General features: G+C 66.4%; 18 protein-coding genes. 2 read left to right on the top strand and 16 right to left on the bottom strand.

The window, feature by feature from the left end; translation table 11 throughout:
• Window positions 1-19: 19 nt before the first annotated feature.
• Window positions 20-1,444, bottom strand: a complete 1,425-nt coding sequence (gene ripA / locus RMCN_RS13360; RefSeq protein WP_067389871.1) for an NlpC/P60 family peptidoglycan endopeptidase RipA — start codon at window positions 1,442-1,444, stop codon at window positions 20-22.
• A gap of 245 nt (window positions 1,445-1,689) precedes the next feature.
• Complete coding sequence (locus RMCN_RS13365; protein ID WP_067389874.1) at window positions 1,690-2,253, bottom strand: Rv1476 family membrane protein; 564 nt, start codon at window positions 2,251-2,253, stop codon at window positions 1,690-1,692.
• Between the two features lie 160 nt (window positions 2,254-2,413).
• Here RMCN_RS13365 and RMCN_RS13370 point away from each other — a divergent pair, with 160 nt between their 5' ends.
• Both RMCN_RS13370 and RMCN_RS13375 read left to right on the top strand, forming a co-directional pair.
• On the top strand, window positions 2,414-5,248 hold the full coding sequence (locus RMCN_RS13370; RefSeq protein WP_067389877.1) for an aconitate hydratase: 2,835 nt from the start codon (window positions 2,414-2,416) through the stop codon (window positions 5,246-5,248).
• A 20-nt stretch (window positions 5,249-5,268) separates the two neighbouring features.
• Window positions 5,269-5,862 carry a TetR/AcrR family transcriptional regulator gene (locus RMCN_RS13375; protein ID WP_067389880.1) on the top strand — a complete coding sequence of 198 codons (594 nt, stop codon included), beginning with the start codon at window positions 5,269-5,271 and terminating at the stop codon, window positions 5,860-5,862.
• Here the strand turns inward: RMCN_RS13375 and RMCN_RS13380 are convergent.
• The 14 genes from RMCN_RS13380 to RMCN_RS13445 all read right to left on the bottom strand — a co-directional run bounded on the left by RMCN_RS13380 (window position 5,859) and on the right by RMCN_RS13445 (window position 17,971).
• Window positions 5,859-6,050: a helix-turn-helix domain-containing protein gene (locus RMCN_RS13380; RefSeq protein WP_064348432.1), complete on the bottom strand. Its 192-nt coding sequence runs from the start codon at window positions 6,048-6,050 to the stop codon at window positions 5,859-5,861. The genes RMCN_RS13375 and RMCN_RS13380 overlap by 4 nt on opposite strands.
• A 121-nt stretch (window positions 6,051-6,171) precedes the next feature.
• On the bottom strand, window positions 6,172-7,800 hold the full coding sequence (locus RMCN_RS13385; protein ID WP_067389883.1) for an ABC-F family ATP-binding cassette domain-containing protein: 1,629 nt from the start codon (window positions 7,798-7,800) through the stop codon (window positions 6,172-6,174).
• A 12-nt stretch (window positions 7,801-7,812) separates the two neighbouring features.
• Window positions 7,813-8,649: an enoyl-CoA hydratase gene (locus RMCN_RS13390; protein WP_067389885.1), complete on the bottom strand. Its 837-nt coding sequence runs from the start codon at window positions 8,647-8,649 to the stop codon at window positions 7,813-7,815.
• A gap of 26 nt (window positions 8,650-8,675) precedes the next feature.
• On the bottom strand, window positions 8,676-9,041 hold the full coding sequence (gene trxA / locus RMCN_RS13395; RefSeq protein WP_064406104.1) for a thioredoxin: 366 nt from the start codon (window positions 9,039-9,041) through the stop codon (window positions 8,676-8,678).
• 40 nt (window positions 9,042-9,081) lie between these two features.
• A complete protein-coding gene (locus RMCN_RS13400; RefSeq protein ID WP_067389888.1) occupies window positions 9,082-9,714 on the bottom strand; it encodes a hypothetical protein in 633 nt (210 codons plus the stop codon).
• A complete protein-coding gene (locus RMCN_RS13405) occupies window positions 9,711-10,241 on the bottom strand; it encodes a hypothetical protein (protein ID WP_064416266.1) in 531 nt (176 codons plus the stop codon). The genes RMCN_RS13400 and RMCN_RS13405 overlap by 4 nt, the downstream gene beginning before the upstream one ends.
• Before the next feature lie 101 nt (window positions 10,242-10,342).
• Window positions 10,343-11,635, bottom strand: a complete 1,293-nt coding sequence (locus RMCN_RS13410) for an MFS transporter (protein WP_067391083.1) — start codon at window positions 11,633-11,635, stop codon at window positions 10,343-10,345.
• A gap of 150 nt (window positions 11,636-11,785) precedes the next feature.
• Window positions 11,786-12,133: a metal-sulfur cluster assembly factor gene (locus RMCN_RS13415; protein ID WP_064416267.1), complete on the bottom strand. Its 348-nt coding sequence runs from the start codon at window positions 12,131-12,133 to the stop codon at window positions 11,786-11,788.
• Window positions 12,130-12,588, bottom strand: a complete 459-nt coding sequence (sufU, locus tag RMCN_RS13420) for a Fe-S cluster assembly sulfur transfer protein SufU (RefSeq protein ID WP_064416268.1) — start codon at window positions 12,586-12,588, stop codon at window positions 12,130-12,132. Before sufU ends, RMCN_RS13415 begins: the two co-directional genes overlap by 4 nt.
• A 1-nt stretch (window position 12,589) precedes the next feature.
• Window positions 12,590-13,843, bottom strand: a complete 1,254-nt coding sequence (locus RMCN_RS13425) for a cysteine desulfurase (RefSeq protein ID WP_067389891.1) — start codon at window positions 13,841-13,843, stop codon at window positions 12,590-12,592.
• A gap of 2 nt (window positions 13,844-13,845) precedes the next feature.
• Complete coding sequence (sufC, locus tag RMCN_RS13430) at window positions 13,846-14,616, bottom strand: Fe-S cluster assembly ATPase SufC (RefSeq protein WP_067389894.1); 771 nt, start codon at window positions 14,614-14,616, stop codon at window positions 13,846-13,848.
• Window positions 14,613-15,809, bottom strand: coding sequence for a Fe-S cluster assembly protein SufD (sufD, locus tag RMCN_RS13435; RefSeq protein ID WP_067389897.1), 1,197 nt, complete (start codon window positions 15,807-15,809; stop codon window positions 14,613-14,615). The genes sufC and sufD overlap by 4 nt, the downstream gene beginning before the upstream one ends.
• Window positions 15,810-17,255, bottom strand: coding sequence for a Fe-S cluster assembly protein SufB (gene sufB, locus RMCN_RS13440; RefSeq protein WP_064416272.1), 1,446 nt, complete (start codon window positions 17,253-17,255; stop codon window positions 15,810-15,812).
• Window positions 17,252-17,971, bottom strand: coding sequence for a helix-turn-helix transcriptional regulator (locus RMCN_RS13445; RefSeq protein ID WP_067389900.1), 720 nt, complete (start codon window positions 17,969-17,971; stop codon window positions 17,252-17,254). Before RMCN_RS13445 ends, sufB begins: the two co-directional genes overlap by 4 nt.
• Between the last annotated feature and the right edge of the window lie 7 nt (window positions 17,972-17,978).

A 17,978-nucleotide genomic window follows, 5' to 3' on the forward strand; every position in this document is an offset into this window, starting at 1 on the left:
GTCTGTCGCTGGTGACCTCTCACCATTCGATGAGACGGGTCGCGTACGGGGTCATGCCACTGGTACGCACCGGCGAGATCTTCACCACCGAACCCGTGTAGGGCGCTTCGATCATCTGTCCGTCGCCCAGGTACAGCGCCACGTGCTGGCTGGCGTTGGGACCCCAGAACAACATGTCGCCGCGCCGCATCTGTGAGGTCGGGACCTTGCGCCCGGCGTTGTACTGCGAGCCCGAGTAGTGGTCGAGCTTGATGCCGACGCCGGCGAACGCGTAGAGCATCAGCCCCGAGCAGTCGAATCCGACTGTGCCCGCGCCGGAGTCGATACCGCGGCTGGGTCCGGCGGCGTTGCCACCGCCCCACGAGTACGGCACACCCATCTGCGACATGGCCCGTTTGATCACGAACTCGGTCGCCTGCCTGCCGTAGACGCGGGGAATCGCGCCGTTGTTGAAGGCCGGCGCGGCAGCCGGTTTCGGGAGGATTCCCACCGACTGCAGGAATTTGCGCCCGAGGTCCTGGGTCACCTGCGCCGAGGTCGACGCGATGCCGAGAACCGCGTTGATGATCGCGATCGGGTCGCCGCTGACGAAGGCACTGGGGATCGCGGGCAACGTCGGATCCCACGGCGTGGCCCAGTTACCGGTGCCGGGGTCGACGCCTTGCGGGGCGCGGTCCCAGTCCGGGCTACCCGGCGCCGCGGCGGCCGCCGGTTGTGCCGGAGCACCGGCCGCTTGCGCCGGAGCGGCCTGAGTGCGCGCCTCGGCGAGCTTGGCCTGCGCGGCCTTGCGCTCGGCGGCCAGCTTGTCGAGTTGGGCCTGCTGGGATTTGAAGGTCTCCTGCGCGTTGGTCAGTGCCGAAACCGCGGACTGCTGGCTGGCCTCGGCGTCGGCGACGGCCTTGTCCGCGTTCTGTTTCGCCAGCCGCGCCGCGGACTCACGGTTGACCTGCTCGGTACGGGCCCGTTGCAGATCGGCGATCACCTGCTGCGAGCTGATCGCCAGTGTCTGCCCCGCCGCTGCGGTCTTGATGACCTCGGCGGGATCGCCCGCGGTCAGGTACGAGTCCGAGGGGCCGTTGACGTATGTGGCGGCGGCAAACGAGTTGAACCGCTTCTGCGCCTGCTCGATAGCGATGTTGGCGTCCTCGACGCGCTGTCGGCTCGCGTCGACCTCATGCTGCGCGGCGTCGGCGTTGTCCCGCGCGGTCTGCACGTCGAGGATCGCCTTGTTGACGCTTTCCTGCTGCTGCTGGATCTCGGCACCCAGATCCTGCAGCCTCTGGTCGGCATCGGCGACGGCGGCGACCAGCGCCGCGAGGCTGTCGGGACTGCTGGGTTGAGCGAGGGCCAGGCCGGGCGTCGTGGCCAACATGGTCGCCACGACCAGGGCCGCGCAGAACCGTCCACACGGCCGCGTAGCGGATGCGCCAGGTGTGCGTCTCATCCGACTCAGTTCTCCTATGGCTTCAGGCGAACGTGCGGACACATTCGTCGCGGTGACTGTGCTCATTTGTCACAACATGCACATCTACAACACAGTTACCGATTGCACCGTACGTCACATCTGACGCCAAAGAAACTTAAGTCGCGAATTACAACTTTGTAATTGAAAGAAGTGTTATCGCGTCGTGACTTCGCCAATACCGAGGCGGTATCCGATCACGCCAAAACCGTTGCCGCAGTGCGGTTTCAGGCGTCCTCGCGCGACGCGGCACGCTTGGCGCGAACCTGCAAAAGTCGCGTACCGATAACGGCGGCAACCACTCCCAAGACCACCACAATCGTCAATGCAGTCCACGGAAAGTGCGATGCCGTCAACTCGCTGAGGAAATTCTTCGAACCCTGCACCGGGCCACGCCCTTCGGCCACGTCCTGGCCCGCCTCCAACGTCATGCGGTCGAACGTCGTACTGAAGGTGCCCGAATCCGTCGGGCTGAGCACCAGCACCGTCGACCCCGGGAACGCCTCCCCCACCTCGGTGGCGATATCGCGCAGTGGCGTGTCGATCGGCGGGTTCTGATCCACGACGACGATCTTCAGGTCGATGCCCTTCTGCTGGGCCTCGGCGACCACCTCGGGCAGGCCCTCGTTCTCCGGCCTGGGCGAGGCGCTCACCCCGTCGTCGCGAACGTCCTCGATGACCAGGTTCAGACACGTGTCGACCGGCGTGGTCGCGGGGTCCATGCCCACGGGCCCGCAGACGTCGGGAGGGATGTAGGCCGGCAGAAACGGAATCACATGCGGTCCGAACACAGAAGAACCGTACGTGATGGGTACCCGACAGGGTGACAGCACGCGCGGTCCCGGACGAGACCGAGAACGGACCCCGTCGGCCTTGCAGGACAAGCGTACTGTTAGAGTTGAAACGTGGCCGTCACAGCCCGTCGGCTGCGAGAACTAGCCGGGAGTTGATGTGAGCAAAGGTAATACGGAAAATTCTTCCCCCAATTCTTTTGGCGCCCGCGACACCCTGAAGGTCGGAGACAAGAGCTACGAGATCTACCGCCTCGACGCGGTGCCGGGTACCGACAAGCTGCCCTACAGCCTGAAGGTCCTTGCCGAGAACCTGCTGCGCAATGAGGACGGCGCCAACATCACCAAGGACCACATCGAGGCCATCGCCAACTGGGACCCCGAGGCCGACCCCAGCGTGGAGATCCAGTTCACGCCGGCGCGCGTGGTGATGCAGGACTTCACCGGCGTGCCGTGCATCGTCGACCTGGCGACCATGCGCGAGGCCATCGCCGACCTCGGCGGCGACCCCGAGAAGGTCAATCCGCTCGCCCCGGCCGACCTGGTGATCGACCACTCGGTGATCGCCGACCTGTTCGGCCGCGCCGACGCATTTGAGCGCAACGTCGAGATCGAATACGAGCGCAACGGCGAGCGCTACCAGTTCCTGCGCTGGGGCCAGGGCGCCTTCGACGACTTCAAGGTGGTGCCGCCCGGCACCGGCATCGTGCACCAGGTCAACATCGAGTACCTGGCCAGCGTGGTGATGGACCGGGACGGGGTGGCCTACCCGGACACCTGTGTGGGCACCGACAGCCACACGACCATGGTCAACGGCCTGGGCGTGCTCGGCTGGGGCGTCGGCGGTATCGAGGCCGAGGCCGCGATGCTGGGCCAGCCCGTGTCGATGCTCATCCCCCGTGTCGTCGGGTTCAAGCTGACCGGCGAGCGGCAACCGGGAGTGACGGCCACCGATGTCGTTCTCACGGTCACCGAGATGCTTCGCCAGCACGGTGTGGTCGGCAAGTTCGTCGAGTTCTACGGTGACGGTGTGGCCGAGGTGCCGCTGGCCAACCGGGCCACGCTGGGCAACATGAGCCCCGAGTTCGGCTCCACTGCGGCGATCTTCCCCATCGACGAGGAGACCATCAGCTATCTGCGCTTCACCGGGCGCAGCGAGGAACAACTGGCGTTGGTCGAGGCCTACGCCAAGGAACAGGGCATCTGGCACGACCCCCAGCGGGAGCCCAAGTTCTCCGAGTACATCGAGTTGGACCTGTCCGATGTCGTGCCGTCGATCGCCGGGCCGAAGCGCCCGCAGGACCGCATCGCGCTCAACGAGGCCAAGGCGGCCTTCCGTCAGGACATCACCGACTACGTCGAGGACGGCGAGTTCAACGGCGAGTACTCGCAACTCGACGAGGCCATCGACGAAACCTTCCCGGCCAGCGATCCGGTGCGCAACACGTCGTTCCTCAACAACAAGAAGCCCCCCGCCCACGTCGCCTCCGCGGCGCTCGAACCCAATGGCCGGCCGAGCAAGCCGGTGACCGTGAAATCCGACGAGCTCGGCGAATTCGTGCTCGACCACGGCGCGGTGGTGATCGCCGCGATCACGTCGTGCACCAACACCTCCAACCCCGAGGTGATGCTCGGCGCGGCGCTGCTGGCCAAGAACGCCGTCGAGAAGGGTTTGGCCACCAAACCGTGGGTGAAGACGACGATGGCGCCGGGCTCGCAGGTGGTGACCGACTACTACGAGAAGGCCGGGCTGTGGCCGTATCTGGAGAAGCTGGGCTTCTTCCTCGTCGGCTACGGCTGCACGACCTGCATCGGCAACAGCGGCCCGCTGCCCGAGGAGATCAGCAAGGCCGTCAACGACAACGACCTCGCGGTGGCCGCGGTGCTGTCGGGCAACCGCAACTTCGAGGGCCGGATCAACCCGGACACCAAGATGAACTACCTGGCGTCCCCGCCGCTGGTGATCTCCTACGCGCTTGCCGGCACGATGGACTTCGACTTCGAGGCCATGCCGCTGGGCCAGGACGAGGACGGTAACGACGTCTACCTGCGCGATATCTGGCCGTCGCAGTCCGACATCAACGACACGATCGCCAACGCGATCAGCCAGGAGATGTTCACCAAGAACTACGCCGACGTCTTCAAGGGCGACGAGCGCTGGCGCAACCTGCCGACCCCGGAGGGCAACACCTTCGAATGGGCCGAGGAGTCGACCTATGTGCGCAAGCCACCGTACTTCGACGGGATGTCGGCCGAACCGGAGCCGGTGACCGACATCAAGGGCGCGAGAGTGCTGGCGCTGCTGGGCGATTCGGTGACCACCGACCACATCTCACCCGCCGGCGCGATCAAGCCGGGCACGCCGGCCGCCGAGTACCTGGAGTCCAACGGCGTCGAGCGGGCGGACTACAACTCCTACGGTTCCCGGCGTGGCAACCACGAGGTGATGATCCGCGGCACGTTCGCCAACATCCGGCTGCGCAACCAGTTGCTCGACGACGTCTCGGGTGGCTACACCCGCGACTTCACCAAGGACGGCGAGCAGGCGTTCATCTATGACGCCGCGCAAAACTATGCGGCGCAGGATATTCCGCTCGTGGTGCTCGGCGGCAAGGAGTACGGTTCGGGTTCGTCGCGTGACTGGGCGGCCAAGGGCACGCGGCTGCTGGGTGTGCGCGCGGTGATCACCGAGTCGTTCGAGCGGATCCACCGGTCGAACCTGATCGGCATGGGCGTGATCCCGCTGCAGTTCCCCGAGGGCGAGTCGGCGGAGTCGCTGGGCCTCGACGGCACGGAGACGTTCGACATCACCGGCATCGAGGAGCTCAACGAGGGCAAGACCCCGAAGACGGTGCACGTCACTGCGGAAAAGGAAGACGGCTCCAAGGTCGAGTTCGACGCGGTGGTGCGCATCGACACCCCGGGTGAGGCGGACTACTACCGCAACGGCGGCATCCTGCAGTACGTGCTGCGCAACATGCTCGAGTCGCAGTAACCGAAGAAGGGACAACCGCGTTGCCCCGGGTCACCGACGACCACCTGGCGGCGCGTCGTCGGCAGATTCTCGACGGCGCCCGCCGGTGTTTCGCGGAGTACGGCTACGACAAGGCGACCGTGCGGCGGCTCGAGCAGACGATCGGGCTGTCGCGCGGCGCCATCTTCCACCACTTCCGGGACAAGGACACGCTGTTCTTCGAACTGGCCCGCGAGGACGCCGAGCGCATGGCCGATGTCGCCGCGCGCGAGGGGCTGGTCCAGGTGATGCGCGACATGCTGGCCGCGCCGGAGCAGTTCGACTGGCTGGCCACCAGGCTCGAGATCGCGCGAAAGCTGCGCAACGATCCCGACTTTCACCGGGGCTGGGCGGAACGGTCCGCTGAGCTGTCGGTGGCCACGACCCAGCGGCTGCGCATGCAGAAGCAGGCCGGCCGGCTGCGCGACGACGTGCCCAGCGCCGTGCTGCAGACCTATCTCGACCTCGTCCTCGACGGCCTTGTCGCGCGTTTGGCGTCGGGTGACGATCCCGAAAAGCTCAGTGCCGTACTGGACCTGGTCGAGGCGTCACTGCGGCAGCGACGCGACCAAGAGACCGTGCCGCAGAGCGACTAGCGGCGCCTGCTGCGGTGGTTCGGACCGCCACGGCTGCGCATCGTCGTACCCGACTCACGCAGCATGCTGTGGATGGAACCGTACGAGCGTCCCGTGGACGCGACCAGAGTACGGATACTTGCGCCACCCTCGTAAGCACTCCGCAACTCGTTCAGCAACTGGTCTCTCGACTTGTCCAGCTTCTTCATCAGCACCTCCCCGCTTCGATGCCCCGACGGATACCCAGCGTAGGAAGCGGTTACACACGACGCTTGAAAATGCCCAAACGCTTCGCGGAACGGACCGGGCCGGCTTGACCGGTCACCCAGTTCAGGCGAGCTCGATCAGATCCGAGTAATCCTCGGACCAGTAGTCCTCGGTGCCGTCGGGAAGAAGGACCACGCGTTGCGGTTCGAGTGCCTCGGCGGCGCCGGGATCGTGGGTCACCAACACGACCGCGCCGACGTAGCTGCGCAGCGCATCGAGGACCTGCTCGCGCGAGGCCGGATCGAGGTTGTTCGTCGGCTCGTCGAGCAGCAGCACGTTCGCAGTGGACGCGACCAGGCCAGCCAGCGCCAGCCGGGTCTTCTCACCGCCGGACAGCGTGCCCGCCGGCTGGTCGAGCTGCGGTCCACTGAACATGAAGGCGCCCAACAGCCCGCGCAGGTCCTGCTCGCCGGTGTCGGGTGCGGCGTGGCGGATGTTCTCCCACACCGTCGCGTTGTTGTCCAGGGTGTCGTGCTCCTGGGCGAAATATCCGAGCTTGAGGCCGTGACCCGGTTCGAGGCGCCCGGCGTCGGGCGTCTCGGTGCCCGCCAGCAGGCGCAACAGGGTGGTCTTGCCGGCACCGTTGAGCCCGAGCACCACCACCCGCGAGCCTCGGTCGATCGCCAGGTCGACGCCGGTGAAGACCTCGAGCGAGCCGTAGTTCTTGGTCAGCCCCTTGGCGACGAGCGGGGTGCGCCCACACGGCGCGGGGGTGGGGAACTTGATACGGGCCACCTTGTCGGCGACGCGTTCCTCGTCGAGTGCGGCCATCATCCGGTCGGCGCGGCGCAACATGTTCTGCGCGGCAACGGCTTTGGTGGCCTTGGCCCCCATCTTGGCCGCTTGGGTGCGCAACGCGGACGCCTTGCGTTCGGCGTTGGCGCGTTCGCGGCGGCGCCGGGCTTCGTCGGTGGCGCGGGCGTCGAGATATTTCTGCCAGCCCATGTTGTAGACGTCGACTTCGCTGCGCACGGCGTCGAGGAACCACACCCGGTTCACCACGTCGGCGAGCAGGTCGACGTTGTGGCTGATGACCACCAGGCCCCCGGGATGGTTCTGCAGAAAGTCACGCAGCCAGCCGATGGAGTCGGCGTCGAGGTGGTTGGTCGGTTCGTCGAGCAGCAGCGTCGTGCTCGAGCCCGCGCCGCTGTCGGAGGCCGCGAACAGAATCCGGGCCAGCTCCACGCGGCGGCGCTGACCGCCGGACAGTGTGCGCAGCGGTTGGGTGAGGACCCGCTCCGGCAGTCCGAGGCTCGCGCAGATACGGCCCGCCTCGCTCTCGGCGGCGTATCCGCCCAGCGCGGCGAAGCGCTCCTCGAGCTGACCGTACTTGCGCACGGCCTTGTCGCGGGCGGCGTCGTCGGCGACTTCGGCCATCAGCAGCTGCTGTTTTTCGAGGTCGGCGAGCAGGGTGTCCAGGCCGCGCGCCGAGAGCACCCGGTCGCGGGCGAGTACGTCCAGGTCGCCTTCTCTGGGATCCTGTGGCAGGTAACCGATTTCGCCGTTGCGGACGATGTCGCCCGCATACGGTTCGCCCTCGCCGGCGAGGATGCGCATCGTGGTGGTCTTACCCGCGCCGTTGCGACCGACCAGTCCGATCCGGTCGCCGGGCTGTACGCGAAGCGCGGTTCCGTCGGTGGACAGCAACGTGCGCGCCCCGGCGCGGACCTCCAGGTCCGTTGCGGTGATCACGCTGTGCGGTCCTTACTTGTCGTCGGTGAATACGGGGTCTCGTTTTTCGGCGCGCGCTGCCACCGCTTCTTCGAAGTTGGCGGTGAGCAAACGGACGAACAGTTGTCCGAGGCCCTCGGCTTGCATGTGCCCTTCCAGGCTACCGGCGTCCAGTCCACTCCAAAGTGTGCGCTTGGTCAACTCGATTCCGGGCCGGGAGAACGCGGCGATGCGCTCCCCCATCTGGTAGCAAACCTCGAGCAGCTGATCGTCGGGCACCGCGTGCGACACCAGGCCGATGCGTTCGGCCTCTGCGGCGTCGACGTCGCGGCCGGTCAGCATCAGCTCGAACGCCCGTGACGTGCCGATGGCGCGCGGAAGCAGATAGGACAGTCCCAGCTCGCTGGCGGTCAGGCCGTTGTTGATGCCGGCCGCGCGGAAGTAAGCACCGTCGGCCGCCACGCGGATATCGCAGGCCAGCGCCAGGCACAGGCCCCCGCCGATCGCGGCGCCGTTGACCGCCGCGATGACCGGCTGGTGCATTTTGCGCAGGGCGAGGATGACGTCGTCGAGCACCTCCATCGAGCGCAGCGCGAACGTCGGCCGGGTCAAACCGTCGATGTGAGGCACCGAACCGGCCGACTTGTGGTCGGCGCCCGAGGAGAATCCGCGGCCGGCGCCGGTGAGCACGACCGCCCGCACGGAGTTGTCGTAGGTCAGCTCGTCGAGCACCTTCTTGAGCGGAACCATGACGTCGAACGCCATGGAGTTCATTCGCTCGGGGCGGTTCAACGTCACCAGTGCGACGCCGGGTCGCGGCCGGTCGACCAGGACGAAGTTGCTCTGCTCGTTCTCTGCTTGCTCGCTCACGCATGCACGCTATCGCGTGCGGAGGTTCACTCCGGCTGGCCGTTATCCTGCGCGGCGATCGCCGCGTCGATGTCGAACTCCTTGACGCGCTGGACCAGTTCCTCCAGGGCCGCGGGCGGCAGCGCGCCCGCCTGGTTGAACACCAACTTGCCCTTCTTGAACGCCATCAGCGTGGGGATGGACCGGATGTCGGCCGCGGCGGCCAGCGCCTGCTCGGCCTCGGTGTCGACCTTGGCGTACACGACGTCGGGGTGTTGTTCGGAGGACGCCGCGAATGTGGGGGCGAACGCCTTACACGGGCCACACCACGACGCCCAGAAGTCCACCAGCACGATCTCGTTGTCGTTGATGGTGTCGTTGAATTGTTCGGCAGTGATGTCTTGGGTAGCCACGTTGCTTCCTAACGCTGATGGTCAGCTGTCTGTTCCCAGCCTACGGGCGGATACCCAGTTCAGTGCGGCCGCGCTCGAAGAACTCGGTGACCCGCGCGGCCAGCGCGTCGACGTCGTGCGTGGCGTCGAGTGGGTAGAGGGCTCCGAACGGCGCATTCCAGAACGGTCCCGTCCGCTTCTGCCATGGGCCGACGTATGCGTACGGCGTCGGGTGGGTCTCATCACCGGCCGACACCCCGTAGTTCACCTCGTCCTCGACAGCGGCGACATCGAAGTGCTCCGGCCACAGCGTCGGATGCTGCTGCGGCAGAACATGTTTGAGGGCATATCCACCCGCGTAGTGGGCCCGCTGGAGCCACGCCGCCGCATCGGGATCGAGTGCGAGCTCGGCGTGGGCGGGCAACGGATCGACGATCCGGTAGACGCCCTCCGGCGGCCCGGGTACCACGCCGGCCGCCTCGGCGATGGCCGCGACGCGGCCGGCCAGCGCAACGCTGCCGTCCGGGAAGACCAGCTCCGTACCGTGCACCGACAGGGGTAACGCGACGGCGGCGAAACCGTCGGGGCGCACCGCGAGCCGGATCGTGCCCGCGGACCGGTACTGGGGGCCTGCGATGAGGCTTTCGGCCACACCACGCAGTTGACGGCGGGTGGCGACGTAAGGATGGCTCATACCGCATCGAGCGTACGGGCGTGGGTCAGCAGCTGGGATTGCCGTCGCGGCCACCAGAACAGCTCGACGAGCAGTGCGACCAGGTAGATGACGGATGCCACCGCGTTACCCCAGGAGCCGAAGAAGGCGTCCCAGACCGCCGCGCCCAGCGCGACGACCAGGGCGATGACCAACACCCACCGCAGTGGACGGGCCTCTTCCGCCGCGGCGCACAACCCCCGCGCGTAGTCGATTTCTGGCCCCGCCAGCCGGGAATCGGCCAGGTCGCCCCCGCTTCGCACCGCGCGCACGACCGCGACCCGCTCCTGACCAGTGAGCTCTCTCGATCCCGGCCAGTACCGGTTCATCCGGCGCGCCATCCAGATGCCGTAGAACGTGCCGACGACCACCGTGACGATGACAGCGCTGAGGAGGAAGCCGGAATCGAGCCACGCCAAAACGCCGAGGCAGAGCCCGACACAGCCGCCGATCAACAGCGCGCGCCATCCGAACCCGCCCCGCCAGACGAACGCCGGGACCGTGACCACGAGATCATTCTGGGCTCTTCGTCCACGACTTCGTATGACAATGTCGGCAATTCCGAATACCAACACCACCTCCCCTGCTCCGGCAGGTCCCGTGCCGGTGTTCAGATTTCCGTCAAAGCCTTCGGCCGCAGCAGCAATGTGGCCACGACGCTGATCAACGCGGTGACCACGAGGTAGGTGCACGCGAGCCACGGCGACTGATTCGTGGCGGCGATCAACGCGGTCAGGATCAGCGGGGTCAGACCCGACGCGTAGACCCCTGACAGCTGATACACCGTCGACAGCCCGGTGTAGCGGATACGTGCCGGATACAGCGACGCGTAGAGCGTGCCCTGGGCACCGTAGAACCACGCGTGAATCACGCCGAACACCACCAACATTCCGAGCGCGTAGGCGGTCATGCTGCCGGTGTTGAACAACGCGAACACCGGGAACACCGCGACGGCGTAGGCAGCGATCCCGCTCGCGTACACCGGTCGCGCCCCGAACCGGTCGGTCAGCAATCCCGAGACGGGGAGCAGCGCGGCCATCAGCAGCGCCGCGACCGTGACGGCGATGAGCACCGGAACCCGTTCCAGCTTCAGTGTTCCGGTCGCATACGAGATCGCGAACACGCCCCATGTATTGAAGGCCGCGCCCTCGCCCCATCGCGACAGCAGTCCCAGCACCGTATTGCGCAGCGCGGGAGGGCGGAACACGTCACGCAGCGGCGCTGCCGAGCGGTCGTCCTCGTCGCGGACCTTCTCGAAGGCCGGTGTCTCGGTCGCCTTCGATCGAACGATGAAACCGAAGACCACCAGCACGATGCTGAACAAGAACGCGATCCGCCAGCCGTACGACTCGAAGGCATCCTCGGGCAAGGCGATTTGGAGCAGCGCGAACACGCCGGTGCCCAGTGCGAGCCCGAGCGCCAGACCGACTTGAGGCACGCTGCCCGCGAAGCCACGCCGATGCGCCGGACTGTGTTCGACGGCGAGCAAGATCGCCCCGGCCCATTCGCCGCCGAGCGCGAAACCTTGTACGACGCGCAGGAGTACCAACAGGATGGGCGCGAGCACCCCGATCTGGGCGGCGGTGGGCAGCACCCCCATCAGAGCGGTCGCACCGCCCATCAGGACCATGGTGAGTGCCAGCGTCTTCTTCCGGCCGATCCGGTCGCCGACGTGGCCGAACACGAACCCGCCGATCGGGCGCACGATGAACCCGACCGCGAACGTCGCGAAGGACAACAGCGTCCCGACCAGCGAGCTCTGATCGGGGAAGAACGCCTGGTTGAACACCAGGCTCGCCGCGGTCGCATAGAGAAAGAAGTCGTACCACTCGATCGTGGTTCCGACGAGGCTCGCGACCAGCGCGGTGCGGACCCTCGACGCATCCGCCTTCGAATCGATCAGCGCGCGTGCGGGTTCGGGGGAAACATCTGTCGCCGAAGACACGAGATTCGACAATTGTCGATTCGGCGACGGCGGCACAGATTTGTGCCCGCCGTGATTCGAAGGCTGACTCCACGAGGCCGTGGCGGGCCAGACCCGACGCTGCCTGAGCTAGACGGTGAAACCCAACGCGCGCAACTGCTCGCGGCCGTCCTCGGTGATCTTGTCCGGCCCCCACGGCGGGTTCCACACCCAGTTGATCTTCAGCTCGTTGACCAGCCCTGCGCCGACCAGCGCTGTGCGCGACTGGTCCTCGATCACATCGGTGAGCGGGCAGGCGGCCGAGGTCAACGTCATGTCGATCAACGCGACCTTGCCCTGCTCCCCCTGCTCGACGTCGATCCCGTAGACCAAGCCCAGATCGACGACGTTGATACCGAGCTCGGGGTCGACGACGTCACGCATCGCCTCCTCGAGATCGAACAACAGTTCCTCGTTGGGCACTGCGGTATCACTCATCCTGCCTCCTGAAATCTCTCCGATGCCTGTGACAGTGCATCTTTGAAAGCCATCCACCCCAGCAACGCGCACTTGACCCGCGCCGGGTACTTCGCGACGCCGGCGAACGCGATGCCGTCCCCGATGACGTCCTCGTCGCCCTCGACGGTCCCGCGCGAGGAGATCATCTCGCTGAAGGCGGCGACCGTTTTGAGTGCGTCGCCGACGCTCTGGCCGATCACCTGATCGGTCAGCACCGATGTCGAGGCCTGGCTGATCGAACAGCCCTGCCCGTCATAGGAGATGTCCACCACCTGCTCACCGTCGTCGGACAGCGCCACCCGCAGCGTCACCTCGTCGCCACACGTCGGGTTGACGTGATGGACCTGAGCTCCGTACGGCTCACGCAATCCACGGTTGTGCGGGCGCTTGTAGTGATCGAGGATCACTTCCTGATAGATCTGATCCAGCCGCACGTCAGTCCCTGCCGAAGAATTCCACGGCCCGGCGCACACCAGCCACCAACCGGTCGACCTCGTCGATAGTGTTGTACACCGCGAACGACGCCCGCGCGGTCGCGGCGATCCCGAACCGCCGATGCAGCGGCCACGCGCAGTGATGGCCGACACGCACCGCCACGCCCTCGTCGTCGAGCACCTGGCCGACGTCGTGGGCGTGAACTCCGTCGACCACGAAACTGACCGGCGACGCCCGGTTCTCCAGCGACGTCGGGCCGATGATGCGTACGCCGTCGATTGCGGACAGTCCCTCCAGCGCGGCGGCCACGAGCTCGGATTCGTGCGCTTGCACGGCGCTCATCCCGATCTCGCGCAGGTAGCGCGCGGCGGCGGCCAAACCGACCACTTGCGACGTCACCGGCGTTCCCGCCTCGAAGCGCTGCGGCGCAGGCGCGTACGTCGTCTCCTCCATCGTGACGGTCTCGATCATCGAGCCGCCGGTCAGAAACGGTGGCATCGCATTCATCAGCGCAGAGCGTCCGTACAGCACGCCGATACCCGTCGGCCCCAACATCTTGTGCCCGGAGAACGCGGCATAGTCCACGCCGAGCGCATGCAGATCGACAGGCTGATGCGGCACCGACTGGCAGGCGTCGAGCAGGGTCAGCGCGCCGACGGCCTTGGCCCGCGTGACCAACTCGTCGACCGGCGCCAATGCGCCGGTGACATTCGAATGATGGCTGAACGCAACGATTTTCACACGCTCATCGAGCTGCAGCGAATCCAGGTCGATGCGGCCGTCCTCGGTGACGCCGTACCACTTGAGCGTCGCTCCCGTCCGGCGCGCCAACTCCTGCCACGGAACCAGGTTGGCGTGGTGTTCGAGTTCGGTCGTCACGATCACATCACCGGGCCCGACGGCGTGGTCGAACCGCTTGTCCCCGATCGCGTACGAGACCAGGTTGATCGCCTCGGTCGCATTCTTGGTGAACACCAACTCATCGGGATCGGCGCCGACGAACGCCGCGATGTCCGCCCGGCCATCCTCGTAGGCGTCGGTCGCCTCCTCCATCAACTGGTGCGCGCCGCGGTGCACCGCGCCGTTGGAGGTCACGAGGAACTCGCGCTCGGCGTCGAGGACCTGCACCGGCCGTTGCGAGGTCGCCCCGGAATCGAGATACGCCAACGTGTTTCCGCCGCGCATCTGCTTCTTCAGGATCGGGAAGTCCGCGCGGATGGCGGTCAGATCCAGCGGGCGAACGGTGGCGGTCATGGCTACGCCTCCGCGGCAGCCGTCTGCGCGAAGCGGACGTAGCCCTTCTCCTCGAGCTCGTCAGCGAGCTCGGGACCACCGGAAGTGACGATGCGGCCGTCGACGAAGACGTGGACGAACTGCGGCTGGATGTAGCGCAGGATTCGTGTGTAGTGGGTGATCAACAGCACGCCGCCGTTCTCGGTCTCGGCGTAGCGGTTGACGCCCTCGCTGACCACCCGCAACGCGTCGACGTCCAGGCCGGAGTCGGTCTCGTCGAGGATCGCGATCTTCGGCTTGAGCAGCGCCAGCTGCAGGATCTCGTGGCGCTTCTTCTCCCCACCCGAGAACCCCTCGTTCACGCTGCGTTCGGAGAACGACGGGTCGATCTCGAGGTCGCCCATCGCGGACTTGACCTCTTTGACCCAGTGCCGCAGCTTCGGAGCCTCACCGCGCACCGCCGTCGCCGCCGTGCGCAGGAAGTTCGACATCGACACACCCGGCACCTCGACCGGGTACTGCATCGCGAGAAACAGGCCGGCGCGGGCGCGCTCGTCGATGCTCATCTCGAGCACGTCCTGCCCGTCCAACGTGATCGAACCGGACGTCACCGTGTACTTGGGGTGACCGGCGATCGCGTAGGACAGCGTGGACTTGCCCGAGCCGTTCGGCCCCATCACCGCGTGGGTCTCCCCCGACTTCACGGTCAGGTCGACGCCCTTGAGGATCGGGATCTCGGTCTGCTCAGGGGTTTGCACCGAGACGTGCAGGTCTTTGACTTCAAGTGTGGTCATGATTGCGTTGTTCTCGATTCCGTGATCGCTAGTTCTCGTTCGATGGCTTCGGTGAGGCGCTCGCGCACCGCGGGCACGGCGATCTTGGCGATGATCTCGTTGAAGAAACCGCGCACCACCAAACGCCGCGCCTGGTCCTCGGGGATGCCGCGGGCCCGCAGATAGAACAACTGCTCGTCATCGAAACGCCCGGTGGCACTGGCGTGTCCGGCGCCGATGATCTCGCCCGTCTCGATCTCGAGGTTGGGCACCGAGTCCGCCCGAGCGCCGTCGGTGAGCAGCAGGTTGCGGTTCACCTCGAAGGTGTCGGTGCCGGTGGCCTCCGCGCGGATCAACACGTCACCGACCCACACGGTGTGCGCATCAGGCCGGTTGGATGCCGGATCACCTTGCAGCGCACCCTTGTACAGCACATCGGATTTGCAGCTTGGATGGGCGTGGTCGACCAGTAACCGCGACTCGAAGTGCTGGCCGTCGTCGGCGAAGTAGGTGCCGAGCATCTTGGCGTCGCCGCCGGGTCCGGTGAACCGCACCGTGGCCGTCGTCCGCACCACGTCCCCGCCGAGCGTCACGTTCACGTGGCCGAGCACGGCATCCTTGCCGAGGCGGGCGTGATGCGCGCTGACGTGCACGGTGTCGTCGGCCCAGTCGGCGATCCAGATCACCCCGAGGCCTGCCGAATCGCCGACGATGATCTCGACGTTGTCGGCGTAGGTCCCGCTGCCACGCAGATCCACGACGACGATCGCGCGCGAAAGCTCCTCGACGCGGATTTGCAGATGCCCGTAGGCCACCGCGCCCTCGCCGGGGCCGTCGATGTCGATCTCGATCGGTTCGGCGACCTCGGTGTCACGGCCGACCGTGACGATGGTGGCGGTGTCGAACGACGAATACGCCTGTGCGGCAACTCGGTCGGCGGGCACACCGCCCTGGCCGAGCCGCTCGTCATCGCGACCGACCGTCTCGACGGTGACACCGGGGCACTCCCTCACGGTGATGCGTGCGCTGCCGGTGGCGACGGCGGAACCGTCGTGCAGGCCGCGCAGGCGCTTCAACGGCGTGAACCGCCAGATCTCGTCGCGGCCGCCGGGCACCTCGAAGGCGTTCACGTCGAAGGACGTGAAGATCTCGCCTTTGTTGAGTGCCGACCCGGCTGGTGTCCCTTCGACCGCTGTCTGCAGAGGGGAACTCACTTAGCCCACAGCCCCTTCCATCTGCAGCTCGATCAGCCGGTTGAGCTCCAGCGCGTACTCCATCGGAAGCTCCTTGGCGATCGGCTCGACGAAGCCGCGCACCACCATCGCCATCGCCTCGTCCTCGGTCAGGCCGCGGCTCATCAGATAGAACAGCTGATCCTCGCTGACCTTGGACACGGTGGCCTCGTGGCCCATCGTCACGTCGTCCTCACGGATGTCGACGTAGGGGTAGGTGTCGGAGCGGCTGATCGTATCGACAAGCAGCGCATCGCATTTCACGCTCGACCGCGATCCGTGGGCACCCTTGTTGACCTGGACCAGGCCGCGGTAGGAGGCCCGACCGCCGCCGCGGGCGACCGACTTGGACACGATGTTGCTCGACGTGTTGGGCGCCAGGTGCAGCATCTTGGCGCCGGTGTCCTGATGCTGCCCCTCGCCGGCGAACGCCACCGAGAGCACCTCACCGCGAGCGTGCTCACCGGTCATCCACACCGCGGGGTACTTCATGGTGACCTTGGAGCCGATGTTGCCGTCGACCCACTCCATCGTCGCGCCGGCCTCGGCCCGGGCCCGCTTGGTGACCAGGTTGTAGACGTTGCTCGACCAGTTCTGGATGGTCGTGTAGCGGCAGCGGCCACCGGATTTGACGATGATCTCCACGACCGCGGAGTGCAACGAGTCGCTCTTGTAGATGGGCGCGGTGCAGCCCTCGACGTAGTGCACGTAGGCACCCTCGTCGACGATGATCAGCGTGCGCTCGAACTGGCCCATGTTCTCGGTGTTGATCCGGAAGTAGGCCTGCAGCGGGATGTCGACGTGCACACCGGGCGGGACGTAGATGAACGAACCACCCGACCAGACCGCCGTGTTCAGCGCGGAGAACTTGTTGTCGCCGGCCGGGATCACGGTGCCGAAGTACTGCTTGAAGATCTCCGGATGCTCACGCAGCGCGGTGTCCGTGTCGAGGAAGATGACGCCCTGCGCCTCCAGGTCCTCGCGGATCTGGTGGTAGACCACCTCGGACTCGTACTGCGCCGCGACACCGGAGACCAGGCGCTGCTTCTCCGCCTCCGGGATGCCCAGCTTGTCGTAGGTGTTGCGGATGTCCTCGGGCAGGTCGTCCCACGTGGCCGCCTGCTTCTCGGTGGACCGCACGAAGTACTTGATGTTGTCGAAGTCGATGCCCTCGAGGTTGGAACCCCAGTTCGGCATCGGCTTCTTCTCGAAGGTGCGCAGCGCCTTCAGCCGGATGTCGAGCATCCACTGCGGCTCGTCCTTCTTGCCGGAGATGTCGCGAACCACCGCCTCGGACAACCCGCGCTGTGCGCTGGCGCCCGCGACGTCGGAGTCCACCCAGCCGTAGCCGTACCGGCTCAGCGAGGCGATCGCCTCGTCCTGGCTGAGCGGTTCGCCTACCTTGTGGACTTCAGGTGTCGTCGTCATCTCGACGCTCCTTGCTTGCTAGTGGGGGCTGTTGGGGCTGAAGCACTGATCTTTTCGACCAGAGGTACGTGCGTTGTGCAGGCGCAGTCGCCGTTGACGATGGTGGCGAGCCTCTGCACGTGGGTTCCCAGAATCTCCGCGAAAGCCTCACGCTCGGTCTCGCACAACTCGGGGAACTCCTCCGCGACGTGTGAGACCGGACAGTGATGCTGACACAGCTGGATTCCGTGGATTGATCCAGGCGCCGGTGTCACCGAAGTCACACTGGTCGCGTAGCCGGCCTTGGTCAGCGCGTCGGCCACCCGGTCGGCTTTGGATACAACGTCATCGGGGCCCTTGGTTACTCCCGCGAGGATCCCGTCGATACGGCGCCGCGCGAACGTCCGCACGGCGTCATCGCCGCCGATCTCGCGTAGCTGACGAATGGCCGCCGCGGCCAGGTCGTCGTAGGCGTGGCCGAGCTTGGCACGACCCGCCGCGGTGAGCCGATACCGTTTCGCGGGCCTGCCGCGGCCGGTGTGCTGCCAGGCCGCCGCCGCGCTGGCCTGCGCGTCGCCGGCCTCGATCAATGCGTCGAGGTGGCGACGCACGCCCGCAGCGGAGATTCCGAGCTGTTCGCCGATCTCACCGGCGGTGATCGGTCCGGATTCGAGCAGCAATTGCACGATCGCACCACGCGTCTGGCGATCGGCTCCTGCCTCCGGACTGAATTTCACAACACTA

It is taken from the genome of Mycolicibacterium novocastrense (assembly GCF_001570485.1).
In the GTDB taxonomy this organism is placed as follows: Bacteria; Actinomycetota; Actinomycetes; order Mycobacteriales; family Mycobacteriaceae; genus Mycobacterium; species Mycobacterium novocastrense.